The sequence below is a fragment of the Aquisalimonas asiatica genome, from assembly GCF_900110585.1.
Taxonomy (GTDB): Bacteria; Pseudomonadota; Gammaproteobacteria; order Nitrococcales; family Aquisalimonadaceae; genus Aquisalimonas; species Aquisalimonas asiatica.
Window position 1 is genome coordinate 24252 of sequence record NZ_FOEG01000011.1, and the last position, 15371, is coordinate 39622.

Consider the following 15371-nt stretch of genomic DNA (forward strand, 5'->3'; position numbering starts at 1 on the left):
CGCTGTATCATCCCAACAGGGCCGGCGAAGCCGGCAGCACACGTACACAGTGCATCGGGGGGTGGTATGCGGATCGTCGTGATCGGCGCCGGGGTACTGGGAGTCACAACCGCCTGGTATCTCGCTCGTGACGGTCATGCCGTCACCGTGGTGGACCGCGACCCCATGCCCGGACAACAGACCAGTTACGCCAACGGCGGCCTGCTGCACGCCAGCCATGCGGAGCCGTGGAATGCGCCGGGCGTGATCTGGCAGCTGCTGCGATGGATCGGCCGGGAGGACTCCCCGCTGCTGCTGCGCCCCGGCCAGATTCCCCGGCTCACGGGCTGGGGCCTCGGATTCCTGCGCAACAGCTCCCGCCACCGCTTCGAGCGCAACACCAGCGTGAATGCCGCGCTGGCCGTCCACAGCCTGCAGCTGCTGCGGCAGCTCCGCCGCGACACCGGCATCCGCTACGACGACGGCCAGAATGGCATCCTGAAGGTCTTCCACGAGACTGCCGCCCTGGACAAGGCACGACACGCGTCGAAACTGATGGCGCCGCTGGGCGTGCGGCACTCGGTGCTGGACGCGCGGCAGACGGTCGCCCTTGAGCCGTCGCTGGGAGAGGCAGAGGACCAGCTCACCGGCGGCATCTACTACCCGGACGACGAAAGCGGCGATGCGCACCTGTTCACCCAGCGCCTCGCGACGCTGGCGGCCGCCGAAGGCGTCACGTTCCGCTACGGTGTGGATGTCAGGGGCCTGCGGCGCGAAGGTGGCCGCATCACCTGTGTGGAGACAGACGCCGGCGACATGGAGGCGGACGGCTTCGTCATCGCCGCGGGCAACGACAGCAAACGCCTGGCCGCTGCACACGGCATCCGTCTGCCCATTTATCCGGTGAAGGGGTATTCGGTGACCCTCCCCCTAGCGGGCTGGTCCAATCCACCCACCATCCCGCTCATCGACGACGCCCGGAAGGTGGTGGTCACTGTTCTGGGCGACCGCATCCGCCTGGCGGGTACGGCCGAGTTCGCCGGTTACGACACCAGCCTGCAGACGCGACGCGCGGACACCGTGCTGCGTCAGGCCGCGGGGCTGTATCCCAGCCTTGGCGAGCACGCGGCGCAGCACACACCCGAATACTGGACGGGGCTGCGCCCCATGACCGTGGACGGCCCCCCGGTGCTCGGCCCGTCACCGCTGTCCAACCTGTTCCTCAATACCGGCCCCGGCCACCTGGGCTGGACCTTCGCCTGCGGCTGCTCACGCGTCGTGGCGGATGTGATCAATGGCGAAACCCCAGCCATCGGACTCGACGGGCTGGGGTTGCAGCGGTTCCAGCGCTGGTAGACGGGGACCGCCGCTCCCGTATCGGGAGCGGCGGTGACTCAGGCGGCCTCGTGCGCCTTGCGCGTGAAGGTGAAGCCGTCGTCGCCGTGGTCCACCTCGATGAGATCCCCGGGGCCGAAGCTCCCCTCCAGAATCTCGTGGGCCAGGCTGTTCTCCACCTGTGACTGGATCACCCGCTTCAGGGGTCGCGCACCGTAGACCGGATCGAAGCCCGCTTCGGAGAGCTTGCCCAGCGCCTCGTCGGTAAAACGGATCGCCATGTCCTTGTCCGCCAGCCGCTCGGAGAGGTAACGGGTCTGGATCGCGGCAATGGACTTGATCTGCGCCTGATCCAGCGGATGGAACACCACCACGTCGTCGACCCGGTTGATGAACTCCGGCCGGAAATGGGTGCCGACGATGTCCATCACCGAGGCGCGCATCTGCGTGTAGTGCTCCTCGCCCGCCATGGACTGGATGATCTCCGAGCCCAGGTTGGAGGTCATGACGATGACCGTGTTGCGGAAGTCCACGGTGCGGCCGTGGCCGTCCGTCAGCCGGCCGTCATCCAGCACCTGCAGCAGGATGTTGAAGACATCGGCGTGCGCCTTCTCAACCTCGTCGAGAAGGATCACGGAGTACGGCTTGCGGCGGACGGCCTCGGTCAGATAGCCGCCCTCCTCGTAGCCGACATAGCCCGGAGGCGCACCGACGAGCCGCGCCACGGAGTGCTTCTCCATGAACTCCGACATGTCGATGCGGACCATGGCCTCTTCGGTGTCGAACAGGAACGTGGCCAGCGCCTTGCAGAGTTCGGTCTTGCCAACGCCGGTGGGGCCGAGGAACAGGAACGAGCCGTTCGGCCGGTTGGGATCGGACAGCCCGGCGCGCGAACGGCGGATGGCGTTGGCCACCACCTTCACCGCCTCCTGCTGGCCGATGACCCGCTCGCCCAGCGCCTCTTCCATGCGCAGGAGCTTGGCCTTCTCGCCCTCGAGCATCTTGGACACGGGGATACCGGTCCACTTGGAGACCACCTCGGCGATCTCCTCTTCGCCCACCTCACTGCGCAGCAACTGCTTGCTGCCGGTCATGTCCGCCTGGGAGGCCATGTCCAGCTTGCGCTCCAGCTCGGGGATCCGGCCGTACTGCAGCTCCGACATGCGGGTGAGATCGCCGGCGCGGCGCGCCGTTTCCATCTCCTGGCGGGCGCGCTCGAGCTGCTCCTTGATGGTGGTGGTGCCTTCCACCGACGCCTTCTCGGAGTTCCAGATCTCTTCCAGCTCGCGGTACTCCTGCTCCAGCCGCTCGACCTCTTCCTCCAGGGTGTTCAACCGCTTCTTCGAGGCCTCGTCCTCTTCCTTGTTCAGGGCCTCGCGCTCGATCTTGAGCTGGATGAGCCGCCGCTCCAGGCGATCCATGGACTCCGGCTTGGAGTCGATCTCCATGCGGATGCGGCTGGCCGCCTCGTCCACCAGGTCGATGGCCTTGTCCGGCAACTGCCGGTCGGTAATGTAGCGGTGCGACAGGGTTGCCGCCGCGACAATGGCCGGGTCGGTGATCTCCACCTTGTGGTGGACCTCGTAGCGTTCCTTGAGCCCGCGCAGGATGGCGATGCTGTCCTCCACCGAGGGCTCGTCCACCAGCACCTTCTGGAACCGCCGCTCCAGGGCGGCGTCCTTTTCGATATTCTGGCGGTACTCGTCCAGGGTGGTGGCGCCGATGCAGTGCAGCTCGCCCCGGGCCAGCGCCGGCTTCAGCATGTTGCCGGCGTCCATGGAGCCTTCCGCCTTGCCGGCACCGACGATGGTGTGGATCTCGTCGATGAACAGGATGATCTGCCCCTCCTGCTTGGACAGATCGTTGAGCACGCCCTTCAGGCGCTCCTCGAACTCGCCGCGGTACTTCGCGCCCGCGATCAGGGCGCCCATGTCCAGGGACAGCAGCCGCTTGTGCTTCAGCCCCTCGGGCACTTCACCGTTGATGATGCGCTGGGCCAGGCCCTCGACGATGGCGGTCTTGCCCACGCCGGGCTCGCCGATCAGCACCGGGTTGTTCTTGGTGCGCCGCTGCAGCACCTGCACGGTGCGCCGGATCTCGTCGTCACGACCGATCACCGGGTCAAGCTTGCCCTGCTCGGCACGCTCGGTAAGGTCGATAGTGTACTTCTCCAGCGCCTGGCGCTGGTCCTCGGCGTTGGGGTCGTTCACCGCCTCGCCGCCACGGACCTCCTCGATGGCGTTCTCGAGCTTCTCCTTGCTCGCACCTGCCTTGCGCAGCAGCTCACCCAGGTTGCCCTTGTCCTCCACCGCGGCGAGCACGAACAGCTCGCTGGAGATGTACTGATCCTTGCGCTTCTGGGCGAGCTTGTCGGTCTGGTTCAGCAGTCGCTGGATGTCGTTGGACAGGCCCACCTGGCCGTCACCGCCCTGCACCGAAGCGAGGCGCTCCATGGCCTCGCCCAGTTGCGAGCGCAGGTAGTTGACGTTGACGCCGGCCTGGTTGAGGAGGTGACGGACCGTGCCGCCCTCCTGATCCAGCAGCGCCACCATCAGGTGCACCGGTTCGATGAACTGGTGATCCCGACCGACCGCCAGCGACTGCGCGTCGGCCAGGGCGTTCTGAAACTTGGTTGTCAGTCGATCCATTCGCATGGGTTCGGGTCCTCGAATTCCTGTGGATATCTCTGAGAACCTAGATGGGGACGGATGACGGAAAAGGAAAGTGTGTCAGTGCAATATGACTGACGGGCACTCAGCGCGCCAGCCAGATCACGGTGCCCATGCGCCCGGTCTCGCCGTCGCGACGGTAGGAGAAGAAACGGTCCCTGTCGGTATGGGTGCAGAAGCCGCCGCCATGCACGGACTGGACGCCCAGGGCGCGCAGCCGCGCCGACGCCAGACGGTAGAGATCGGCGTACCAGTGACCGCGCCGGCCGGCGGTGAACGCGTCCGCGGCCGCCGGGTCTGCCTGTAGAAACGCCTCCCGCACGTCATCCCCCACCTCGAAGCGGCCGGGGCCGATGGCCGGACCGAGCCAGGCGATGAGCTCCGACGGCTGCGCCGGCAGCGCGGACACCGTGGCCTCCAGCACACCGGCCGCCAGGCCGCGCCAGCCGGCGTGGGCTGCCGCCACACAGGTACCGCGCCGGTCACACAACAGGACCGGAAGGCAGTCGGCCGTGAGCACGCCACAGGGCAGGCCCGGCCGGTCGGTCCACACCGCGTCGGCCTCGGGCTCATCACCGCCCGCATGGGCAGGCACCACCACGGTGCCATGCACCTGCCGGAGCCAGAAGACGTCGCCGGGCAACCCGGCATGCTCCTGCAGGTAGCTGCGATTGAGCCGCACCGCCTCCGGGTCGTCGCCCGTGCGGCTTCCGAGGTTGAGCCACTGGTATGGCGGTTCGCTGAAACCGTGCTGGCGAGTGGTGGACAGGCCCCGGACATGCGTCGGCGCCGGCCACTGGGGATGGATCCAGGCGTGATTCATAGGGCCATTCGCCGGTCGTGCTCCCGCAGAACATCCATGACCGCATCCATGTCGGCCGGCCGGGGCGTTTCCCAGGCCATGGTTTCCTCCGTCGCCGGATGCTGCAGCACCAGCCGCGCCGCATGCAACGCCTGCCGCCCGAGGCCGGCGAGCGCGTCGCGCACGGTATCATCGGCCCGTTTGGGCAGGCGTGGACGCAGGCCGTAGACCGGATCCCCCACCAGCGGATGCTGGATGTACGCCATGTGCACGCGGATCTGGTGCGTACGGCCGGTCTCCAGAAACACCCGCAACAGGGTGTGGGCACTGAACCGTTCGGCGATGCGGTAGTGGGTGACCGCACGGCGGCCGCTCGCCACCACCGCCATGCGCTTGCGATCACGCGGATGGCGGGCAATGGGGGCGTCCACGGTGCCGCCGGCGGTGAACGTGCCACTCACCAGCGCCTCGTACTCACGGCCCACGCTCTTGTCCTGCAGCTGTTCGGTCAGGGTGGTGTGGGCGCGATCACTCAGCGCCACCACCATGAGGCCGGACGTGTCCTTGTCGATCCGGTGCACGATCCCGCAGCGGGGAATCTGCTCCAGATGCGGGTGACGGTGCAGCAGGGCGTTCTGGAGTGTGCCATCGGGGTTGCCGGCCCCCGGGTGCACGACCAGCCCCGCCGGTTTGTTCAGCACCAGGATGTCGTCGTCCTCGTGCACCACGTCGAGCTGAATGGGCTCGGGCGCCACCGAAGGCGCATCCGGGGCGAGTGCCGCCCTCACGGAGACCGTTTCACCGCCTTTCACCGGGTCACGGCCACGGCGGGTGGCGCCGTCCACGGTGATGGCGCCCTCCTTCAGCCACTGCTGGAGGCGACTCCGGGAATAATCCGGAAACACGTCCGCCAGCGCCCGGTCGAGCCGCAGGCCGGCCGACGACTCGGGAATGGTTGCATCCAGCTCCAGGAACTCGCTCATGGGAACTTTGTTGCCCTCTTCGGCACTAACTCAATGCTACGTTATCGCGACGCGCGACCGCCGCGGGCTGCTCCGCGCAGTGTACCCGCCTTGCCGGGCACAGTGGCAGCCCGGGACGCCGGTCATGAAGACACGCTATGCGTCAGCCGATGCGTCACCTAGAATACGCGCTTTGAGATCCGCAAGCGGAAGCCCGTGATGTCCCGACTGTCCCTCGCACTAGTGATCACTCTCGCCATCGTCCTGGCCGGCTGCGGCGGCCGCGGTGGCAGTCCGGATGTCTCGGACCCGATGCAGCGCGGCGCCGAAGACAGCCGCCAGGACGAGCGCTCCGCGGAGGAGCTGTACGAGTCGGCCCGCAGCGCCATGGACCGCGGCGACTACCGCACGGCCGCCGAGCGTCTGGAGAACCTGCAGGCGCGCTACCCGTTCGGACCGTACTCCCGCCAGGCGCAGCTGGACCTGATCTACGCCTACTTCCAGGCGCGCGAAATGGGCTCGGCCATCAATGCGGCGGACCGCTTCATGCGGCTCAACCCGCAGGACGAGCAGGTCGCCTACGCACGCTACATGCGCGGACGCGCCAATCTCGACCGCGGCAACGACTTCCTCACCCGCACCTTCGACATCGACCGCCGCACCCGTGACCCGAACGCCATTCGCGAGGCGTACGCGGACTTCCTGCAGGTGGTGGACAACTACCCGGACAGCGAATACGCCGACGATGCGGAAGAGCGCATGGTCATCCTGCGCCAGCACCTGGCGCACTACGAAATGTACGTGGCGGGGTATTACATGAAACGCGGCGCCTACGTGGCCGCCGCGAACCGGGCGCAGAACGTCATCCAGAATTTCCAGGGCACGCCGTCGGTCCGTGACGCCCTGGTCGTGCTCGCCGAGGCTTACGGCGAGCTGGAGCTGGCCGACCTCCAGGCCGACGTGGTGCGGGTGCTGGAGATGAACTACCCGGACCATCCCGCACTGCAGGACACCCTCTTCTCGCCCGGGCTGGGCGACGCCGCCGCCGCAGAGAACGAGCAGGATTCGTAGGGCCGGACGGATTGCCGATCAGCTCGGGAACCGGTGGACCTGAAGGTCCACCCTACGGGTGCTACGGGTGCCTACGGATTGCGAGGCGCTCGACCAGCACGAGGCGTAGGGTGGATCTTCAGATCCACCATCCACCCGGGCTGTGCAGACGCGGTCAGATCGCTTCCTCGTCCTCTTCCCCGGTGCGGATGCGCAGCACGCGGTCCACGGGGGTGACGAAAATCTTGCCATCGCCGATCTTGCCGGTCTTGGCGGCACCGATGATGGCCTCGACACAGCGATCCACCTGATCGTCACCCACCACCAGCTCCACCCGCATCTTGGGCAGAAAATCCACCACGTACTCGGCACCGCGGTAGAGCTCCGTGTGCCCCTTTTGCCGGCCGAACCCCTTCACCTCGGTCACGGTCATCCCGGTGATCCCGATATCCGAGAGTGACTCGCGCACATCGTCAAGCTTGAACGGCTTGATCACGGCTTCGATCTTTTTCATGGCAACCTCTTCTGCATTTCCCGTCTAACCGGTCCAGGGCCGGTAACCGGAAGTGATCGGATAGCGGCGCTCCCGCCCGAAGGCCTTGCGCGTGACTTTCACCCCCGGCGCCGCCTGCCGGCGCTTGTATTCGTTCCGGTGCAACAGCGCCACCACATGCCGAACGGCCTCATCGTCGTACCCTTCGTCGATCAGGGTGGCCAGCGCGGCGTCCTCGTCCACGTAGCGCCGCAGAATGCCGTCCAGCACCGGGTAGGGCGGCAGGGAGTCTTCATCCTTCTGATCCGGCCGCAGTTCGGCCGAAGGCGCCTTGTCGATGATCCGCTGCGGGATCACGCGCCCCAGGGCGTTGCGCCAGCCGGACAGGCGGTACACCTCGGTCTTGTAGACGTCCTTCAGCGGCGCGAAACCGCCACACATGTCGCCGTACAGGGTGGCATACCCGACCGCGTATTCGCTCTTGTTGCCCGTCGCGAGAACCATAGAGCCGAACTTGTTGGACAATGCCATCAGCATCAGCCCACGGGCGCGGGACTGCATGTTCTCTTCCGTGGTATCCATGGGCCGGTCGCCGAACAGCGGCGCCAGCTCATCCATGCAGGCCTGGAACGCAGTATCGACGTTCAGGCTCGAGTAGCGCACCCCCAGCATCTGGGCACAGGCGTGGGCATCTTCCAGGCTCTCCTCCGAGGTGTAGCGGGAGGTGAGCATGACCGCATGCACCCGGTCCGGGCCGAGGGCATCCACGGCGACCGCGGCGCTGAACGCCGAATCGATGCCACCGGACATGCCGAGCACGACACCGGGAAACCCGTTCTTGTTGACGTAATCACCCAGGCCCCGCACCAGGGCGCGGTAGACCTGTTCGTCCTCGTCCGGCAGGGCATCCACCTCCGCCGGCTCGGGAACCAGGGCCGTCCCCTGCGGGATGAACGTGACCGGCAGGAGCGCTTCCCGGAAGGCGGGGGCACGGGCGACCAGGGCGCCGTCGCCGCCGTAAACCACGGAGACACCGTCGTAGACCACTTCATCCTGACCGCCCACCAGGTTGACGTAGACCACCGGCAACCCTGCTTCTTCCTGACGGGCCCGGATCACCGCCTCGCGATCCGCGAACTTGCCGGCGTGGAAGGGGGAGGCATTGAGATTGAAGAGCACCTGGGCGCCTTCGTCGGCCGCCCAGCGGGCCGGCCCCGGATGCCAGAGATCCTCGCAGATGGTCACGCCGCAGCGATGCCCCGCAATGTCCACCACCAGCGGCGTACTGCCGGACTCGAAATAACGCTTGTCGTCAAAGACGCCGCCGTTCGGCAGATGGTGCTTGTGATAGACGCCGAGCACCATGCCGTCCTGGAGGACCGCAGCGGAGTTGTACAGCCGCCCCTTCTCGTGATGGGGAAACCCCACCACCACCGCCACGCCGGTGACTTCGTCCCGGATTCGCGCCAGTGCCTGACCGATGCTGTGGATGAAGTCGGGCCGGAACAGGAGATCTTCCGGCGGATAGCCAGTGAGGGTCAGCTCAGGGAAGATGACCGCGTCGGCGTGGTGCTTGTCGCGGGCGCGGAGTGCGGTGGCAATCACCTGCTCCACGTTACCGGACACATCGCCGACGCGGGTATCCAGCTGGGCCATTGCGACACGCAGCTGCTCGGACATGCTCGTGCGCTCCATGCCGTTCAGTGGGCCACCGCCCGGCGCGGGGCGGTGGCTGGGGTCTGCAGCAGGCGGCTCAGCCGAGCAGCTTCTTCATGCTCGCGCCGATGTCAGCGGGCGAACGCACGGTGGTCACACCGGCCTTCTCAAGGGCGCCGAACTTGTCGTCCGCCGTGCCCTTGCCACCGCTGATGATGGCACCCGCGTGGCCCATGCGCTTGCCCGGAGGCGCCGTGACACCGGCAATGTAGGCGACGACCGGCTTGCTGACGTGGGCCTGGATGTACTCGGCCGCCTCTTCCTCGGCCGTACCGCCGATCTCACCGACCATGACGATGCCTTCGGTCTGCGGATCGTCCTTGAAGAGTTCGATCACGTCCACGAACGACATGCCCTGAATCGGGTCACCGCCGATGCCAACACAGGTGCTCTGACCGAGCCCGGCATCCGTGGTCTGCTTCACCGCCTCGTAGGTGAGAGTCCCCGACCGGGAGACGATGCCGATGCGACCCTTCTGGTGGATATGCCCCGGCATGATGCCGATCTTGCAATCGTCCGGCGTGATGATGCCCGGGCAGTTCGGGCCGATCAGGCGCACGTCGTCGTAGTAGGCCAGCGCCGCCTTCACCTTGAGCATGTCCAGCACGGGAATGCCCTCGGTGATGCAGGCGATGACCTTGATGCCGCCCTCGGCGGCTTCCAGGATCGCGTCGGCGGCGAACCCGCCCGGCACGTAGATCATGGAGGCATCGGCGCCGGTCTCGCGCACCGCGTCTTTCACGGTATTGAAGATCGGCCGGTCCAGGTGGGTCTCACCGCCACGGCCGGGGGTGACCCCCCCGACGATGTTGGTGCCGTAGGCGATGGCCTGCTCCGCGTGGAACGTGCCCTGCTTGCCCGTGAAGCCCTGGACAATGACCTTGGTGTCCTTGTTGACGAGAATACTCATTACAACAACCTCGCAGTGATTCGGTGGCGTGGGCTCAGGCGGCCTTGCCGACGGCGGCGACCATCTTCTTCGCCGCATCGGAGAGGTCGTCGGCGGCGATGAGGTCGAGGCCGCTGTCTTTCAGCAGCGCCTTGCCCTCTTCCACGTTCGTGCCTTCCAGGCGCACCACCACGGGGACGTTCACGCCCACTTCCTTCACCGCGGCAATAATGCCCTCGGCGATCATGTCGCAGCGGACGATGCCACCGAAGATGTTCACCAGAACGCCTTCCACGGAATCGCTGGAGAGAATCAGCTTGAACGCCGCCGTGACACGCTCGGTATTGGTGCCGCCGCCCACGTCCAGGAAGTTGGCGGGCTCGCCACCATGCACCTTGACCACATCCATGGTTGCCATGGCCAGGCCGGCACCATTGACCATGCAGCCGATGTTGCCGTCCAGGGTGATGTAGTTGAGGTTGTGCTGTGCCGCTTCCACCTCGGTGGGATCTTCCTGGGAGGCGTCGTACATCGCTTCGATACGCTTCTGGCGACCCACCTCGACGGCGTTGTCATCGACGTTGAGCTTGGCGTCCAGCGCCAGCAGCTGACCGTCGCCGGTGACGATGAGCGGGTTGATCTCGATCAGGCTCAGATCGCTGGCGACGAACAGGCGGTAGAGGCCGTCCATGATCTTCACGAGCTGCTTGATCTGGTCGCCCTTGAGCCCCAGCGCGAACGCCACCTGACGGCACTGGAACGCCTGCAGGCCGGCGACCGGATTCACCGCGACGGTGACGATCTTCTCCGGCTCGTTCTCGGCGACTTCCTCGATGTCCATGCCGCCGGCGACGGAGGCCATGAACACGATGCGCTTGGTCGCGCGATCCACCACGGCGCCGAGGTAGAGCTCGGCCTGGATATCCAGCCCCTGCTCGACCATCACGCTGTTGATGGGCATGCCCTTGTCATCCGTCTGGTGGGTCACCAGGCGGGTGCCGAGGATGGACTGCGTGTATTCGCGGACTTCATCCTTGCTTTTGCAGACCTTGACCCCACCCGCTTTACCACGGCCACCGGCGTGGACCTGGGCCTTCACAACCCAGACGCTGCCACCCAGCTTTTCAGCCACGGCCACGGCTTCGTCAGCCGTTCTGGCGACATCGCCCTGGGGGATGGGAATGTTGTATTCGGAGAACAGCTCCTTGGACTGATACTCGTGAAGATTCATGGTAACGCCCGACCTCCCGAGAAAATGGAACCGCAATTCTCCACCAAAGGCGATCGCAAATCAAAGCGAGAGAACGGAATCACATCACATTGCCTGAGCGCACAAGCGTCTATACTGCGGCGTCGGCGGTCGGCCGGTGTACCATCACCCCGCCACACAGGGACGTGAGCGCATGCAGCACTCGCATGAGCGGCCGCGTCCCTTCCGGACCCGGCAGGAGGCTTGTGACCCGGTGAGCATTCTCGGCGAATCCATCCCCGCCATCCCGGCGAATGGCAGGGATCGCTATACGTGGCGGCCACTACGGCTGTTCGCCTACTACCGCCTGGTCGTGGCGCTGATGCTCGCCATCGTCTTTCTCACCGGCCAGGACACGCTGCTGGTGCGCTCCGAACAACCGGTGCTGTTCCTGCAATTCGCTTTCGTGTATCTCGTGCTGGCGCTGATGCTGCTGGCTGTCGCCTACCAATGGCAGCGTGCCCTGACGCTGCAGGTCTGCGTGCAGGCGCTGGTGGACATCTTCATGCTGAGTGCGCTGATTTATACCGCTGGCGCACAGGACCCCGGCCTGGGCGTGCTCATGCTGGTGGCCGTCGCCGGCTGCGGCATCTTCGTCGAGCGCCGGCTGGCGGCACTGTTTGCCGCCGTCGCCACGCTCACGCTGCTGTTCCTGGAGTTCCTGGCGCAACTGGACACCGAGGCCGGCACGGTCGGCTATGCCGAGGTCGGTGCGTTCGGCATCGCCCTCTTCCTGGTGACCCTGGCGGGCAACCGGCTGGCCCAGCGCGCCCGCGAGGAGCACGCCCTGGCGGAACAGCGCGGCGAGGATCTGGCCGACCAGGAGGTGCTCAACGGCCACATCGTACAGCGGCTTCAGGACGGGGTGCTGGTGCTGGACCGCGCCGGGCGGGTGCGGCTCATCAACGCCACCGCCTGGAAGCTGCTCGGCCAACCGCCGCACATGGACGCGCCGAGACTGGAAGACCTCTGCCTGCCGCTGGCCCACGCCCTGACCCAGTGGCAGGCCAATCCGCGCGAGGAACCACCGCCGGTGCAGCCGGACGCCCTGTCGCCGGTACTGCAGCCGCGCTTCCGGGTGCTCTCCGGGGCCTCCGGCAGCGGCGTGCTGATCTTCCTGGAGGACCTCGCCGAAATGCATGCCCAGGTCCAGCAGGTGAAACTGGCCTCCCTGGGCCGCCTCACGGCGAGTATCGCCCACGAGATCCGTAACCCGCTGTCTGCCATGACCCATGCCGGGCAGCTTCTCGGTGAGGCCGAGCTGGCGGAGGCGGACCAGCGCCTGGTGAGCATCATCCAGCGCCACGGCCAGCGCCTGAACGACATCGTCGAGAACGTGCTGCGGCTCTCCCGCCGCCAGCAACCGGACCAGGACACCATCCACCTGCGGGCGCTGGCGGACGAGCTCGACGAGGACGTCCGCGCGCAGCCGGACCTGCACCCACTGCGCCTGCGAACCGACACGCTGCCCGGCGATGCCACGGTCGAGTTCGACCCCGGCCATCTGCACCAGGTGCTGATGAACCTGGTCCGCAACGCGGCAAAGCATGCCCGTCACCCCGAGCGGGAGCTGACCGTCACCCTCATGGCCGGGCGCGACCCCCGCGACCAGCCCTATCTGGACATCATCGACAATGGCCCGGGCATCGCCACACCGAGCCGGGACCAGCTCTTCGACCCCTTCTTCACCACCGCGGGAGACGGCACCGGACTCGGGCTCTACCTTTGCAGGGAACTCTGCGAAGCGAACCATGCCCGGCTGAGCCTCCTGGACACGGGTGACTCCGGTACCCGCTTCCGCATCACCTTCACAGCCACAGGACACGAGCAGACATGACCACGGAACGTCCCCTGGCCCTGATCATTGATGATGAGCCGGACATCTGCGAGCTGATCCAGGTCACGCTCCAGCGCATGGAGGTGGACTGCCACATTGCCGGCACCCTGCACGAGGCGCGCGACCTGCTCGGTCAGCACGCGTTTGATCTGTGCATAACCGACATGCAACTGCCCGACGGCAACGGCATTGACCTGGTCCGCGAGACCGTGGCCGAGCGGCCGGAGCTGCCCATGGCGGTGATCACCGCCTACGGCAACATGGACACGGCGGTGCAGGCCCTCAAGGCGGGCGCCTTCGACTTCGTGCCGAAACCCGTGGATCTCGGCATGCTGCGCCAGCTGGTGGGCGGCGCCACCCGGCTCAGCCATGGCCCCCGCATAGACCGCCGCTCCCGTGACACGCTGCTCGGCGACTCGCCGGCCATGCAGAAGATCCGCGGCACCATCGCCAAACTGGCGCGCAGCACGGCGCCCGTCTACATCAGCGGCGAATCCGGCACCGGCAAGGAACTGGTGGCCCGCACCATCCACGACAAGGGTGATCGCCGCGAAAAACCCTTCGTGCCCATCAACTGCGGCGCCATTCCGTCCGAGCTCATGGAGAGCGAGTTCTTCGGCCACGTGAAAGGCGCATTCACCGGCGCCAACCGCGACAAGCAGGGGCTGTTCCAGGCAGCCGACGGCGGCACCCTGTTCCTGGACGAAATCGCCGAACTGCCCCAGCACATGCAGGTGAAACTGCTGCGGGCCATCCAGGAGAAAGCCGTGCGCCCCGTGGGCAGCGAGCAGGAGATCAGCGTCAACGTGCGCATCCTCTCCGCCACCCACAAGGATCTCGGGCAGCTCGTGGATGAAGGCCTGTTCCGGCAGGACCTCTTCTACCGCATCAACGTCATCCAGCTTGCGGTGCCCAGCCTGCGCCAGCGACGCCAGGACATCCCCATGCTGGTGAACCACGTCCTCGGGCGTCTGACCGGCGACGGCGACGCCCCGCCGGTACAGCTCAACGACGCCGCACTGGGCGCCCTGCGGGCCTACGCCTTTCCGGGCAACGTGCGGGAACTGGAGAACATCCTCGAGCGGGCGCTGACCCTGTGCGAGGGCGGCGTCATCGAGCCGGAGGACCTTCAGCTCCCGGACTCGCCGTGCGGCCAGCCCCAGGACACCGCGGCCGCCGTGCCGGCCCCGGACGACGATTTCGCCCTGGACGACTACCTGGCCGACGTGGAGCGCGAAGTGGTCATCAAGGCGCTGGAGAAGACCGGCTACAACAAGACCGCGGCGGCGCAACTGCTCGGCATCAGCTTCCGTGCCCTGCGCTACAAGCTGAAGAAGCTGGACATGGAATAGCGACGATCGCGGCCGGTAGATCACGCCATGGTGGACCTGAAGGTCCACCCTACGCCCCTTTACCCATGCGCGGTGGACGTTCACGCCCACCGCGCATCCTGTCGCCGGGCCGCATGGGTGACGCAATACGTCACCTTACCCGGGCGGGCTGACACCGTACGACACTTTGCACAACCCGACACTTCCGGCGGCCACCCTGAAACCCGCGGCACACCAGGCCTGCGCGCCAAAGAAAAAGGTGGCACGGGTTATGCAAACCACCACGGCAGAACGTGCCGGACTCCCGCAGGGCGGTTGCACAGTTCTCGAAGTCAGGGTAAAACCGGTCCCGCATCCGCCCCGGAACGGGCGGATCTGACCAAAACCAAAAGGAAGGAGTACTACCATGAAGGCTCAAAAGGGTTTCACTCTCATCGAACTCATGATCGTCGTGGCGATCATCGGCATCCTGGCGGCCATCGCCATCCCGCAGTACCAGAACTACGTGGCCCGGGCGCAGTTCTCGGAGGCCCACAACCTGCTCTCCGGTGCTCAGACCACCGTCTTCGAGCGGTATACGAGTACTGGAAACTGGCCGACGGGAGTTGACGCAGAAAGCAACGAGTTGGAGTACGACGGTGATCTCACCGTTTCTATTCAGGCCATTGGATCCCACGGTGCTATCAACGACGCCGGCGGAGGGGATACAGACGACGACGCCTTTGAAGGTTGGTTCGAGTATGAGTTCGGGGCCGAGGATCGAGACGTAAGTCCTAATCTTGCCGGCGACACGGTCAGGTACACATGGAACAACGACGATAGTGAATGGACTTGCACCACTGACGTGGACGAAGCATATGTTTCCCAGTGTGACTCTGGCGGCATCGATTAGGCTTTTGCCCGAAGAATGATTAAGAGCCCCGCACGCATTGCGGGGTTTTTTTGTGACCAAGCAGGCCGAATGGTGCCAGCCCCCAGAACCATTTCTCGTAGGGTGGACCTTCAGGTCCACCGTCAGCGGGAATCGCGCTCGACGTCTTGCGGCAGCGGACTGCAGGG

Annotated in this window: 12 protein-coding genes; 5 read left to right on the forward strand and 7 right to left on the reverse strand. The window is 66.1% G+C overall.

Annotation, left to right across the window (positions count from 1 at the left end):
* The first annotated feature begins 66 nt into the window (after positions 1–66).
* Entirely contained in the window at positions 67–1335 is a 1269-nt protein-coding gene (locus BMZ02_RS16410) for a D-amino acid dehydrogenase (RefSeq protein WP_091645850.1), read from the forward strand.
* A gap of 38 nt (positions 1336–1373) precedes the next feature.
* On the opposite strand, the gene clpB is transcribed toward BMZ02_RS16410, so the two are convergent.
* From clpB to rluD, 3 genes are all read right to left on the reverse strand, one after another.
* Positions 1374–3968, reverse strand: coding sequence for an ATP-dependent chaperone ClpB (gene clpB / locus BMZ02_RS16415; RefSeq protein WP_091645852.1), 2595 nt, complete (start codon positions 3966–3968; stop codon positions 1374–1376).
* A gap of 100 nt (positions 3969–4068) precedes the next feature.
* The gene (pgeF, locus tag BMZ02_RS16420) at positions 4069–4806 is read right to left on the reverse strand and encodes a peptidoglycan editing factor PgeF (RefSeq protein ID WP_091645854.1); all 738 of its coding nucleotides are present in this window, start codon (positions 4804–4806) and stop codon (positions 4069–4071) included.
* Positions 4803–5768, reverse strand: a complete 966-nt coding sequence (gene rluD, locus BMZ02_RS16425; protein WP_091645856.1) for a 23S rRNA pseudouridine(1911/1915/1917) synthase RluD — start codon at positions 5766–5768, stop codon at positions 4803–4805. The genes pgeF and rluD overlap by 4 nt, the downstream gene beginning before the upstream one ends.
* Positions 5769–5966: 198 nt before the next feature.
* On the opposite strand from rluD, the gene BMZ02_RS16430 reads away from it, so the two are divergent.
* The gene (locus BMZ02_RS16430) at positions 5967–6818 is read left to right on the forward strand and encodes an outer membrane protein assembly factor BamD (protein ID WP_091645857.1); all 852 of its coding nucleotides are present in this window, start codon (positions 5967–5969) and stop codon (positions 6816–6818) included.
* A gap of 154 nt (positions 6819–6972) precedes the next feature.
* On the opposite strand, the gene BMZ02_RS16435 is transcribed toward BMZ02_RS16430, so the two are convergent.
* From BMZ02_RS16435 to sucC, 4 genes are all read right to left on the reverse strand, one after another.
* Entirely contained in the window at positions 6973–7311 is a 339-nt protein-coding gene (locus tag BMZ02_RS16435; protein WP_091645859.1) for a P-II family nitrogen regulator, read from the reverse strand.
* A 24-nt stretch (positions 7312–7335) separates the two neighbouring features.
* On the reverse strand, positions 7336–8970 hold the full coding sequence (locus tag BMZ02_RS16440) for an NAD+ synthase (RefSeq protein ID WP_091645861.1): 1635 nt from the start codon (positions 8968–8970) through the stop codon (positions 7336–7338).
* Positions 8971–9043: 73 nt separating this feature from the next.
* Positions 9044–9916, reverse strand: a complete 873-nt coding sequence (sucD, locus tag BMZ02_RS16445) for a succinate--CoA ligase subunit alpha (RefSeq protein WP_091645863.1) — start codon at positions 9914–9916, stop codon at positions 9044–9046.
* Between the two features lie 34 nt (positions 9917–9950).
* A complete protein-coding gene (gene sucC / locus BMZ02_RS16450) occupies positions 9951–11126 on the reverse strand; it encodes an ADP-forming succinate--CoA ligase subunit beta (RefSeq protein WP_091645864.1) in 1176 nt (391 codons plus the stop codon).
* A gap of 172 nt (positions 11127–11298) precedes the next feature.
* Between sucC and BMZ02_RS16455 the strand changes: the two genes are divergently transcribed.
* The 3 genes from BMZ02_RS16455 to BMZ02_RS16465 all read left to right on the forward strand — a co-directional run bounded on the left by BMZ02_RS16455 (position 11299) and on the right by BMZ02_RS16465 (position 15204).
* Positions 11299–12981 carry a sensor histidine kinase gene (locus BMZ02_RS16455; protein WP_139209247.1) on the forward strand — a complete coding sequence of 561 codons (1683 nt, stop codon included), beginning with the start codon at positions 11299–11301 and terminating at the stop codon, positions 12979–12981.
* Positions 12978–14333, forward strand: a complete 1356-nt coding sequence (locus BMZ02_RS16460) for a sigma-54-dependent transcriptional regulator (protein ID WP_091645867.1) — start codon at positions 12978–12980, stop codon at positions 14331–14333. The genes BMZ02_RS16455 and BMZ02_RS16460 overlap by 4 nt, the downstream gene beginning before the upstream one ends.
* Positions 14334–14718: 385 nt before the next feature.
* Positions 14719–15204, forward strand: coding sequence for a pilin (locus BMZ02_RS16465; RefSeq protein WP_091645869.1), 486 nt, complete (start codon positions 14719–14721; stop codon positions 15202–15204).
* Positions 15205–15371 lie beyond the last annotated feature (167 nt).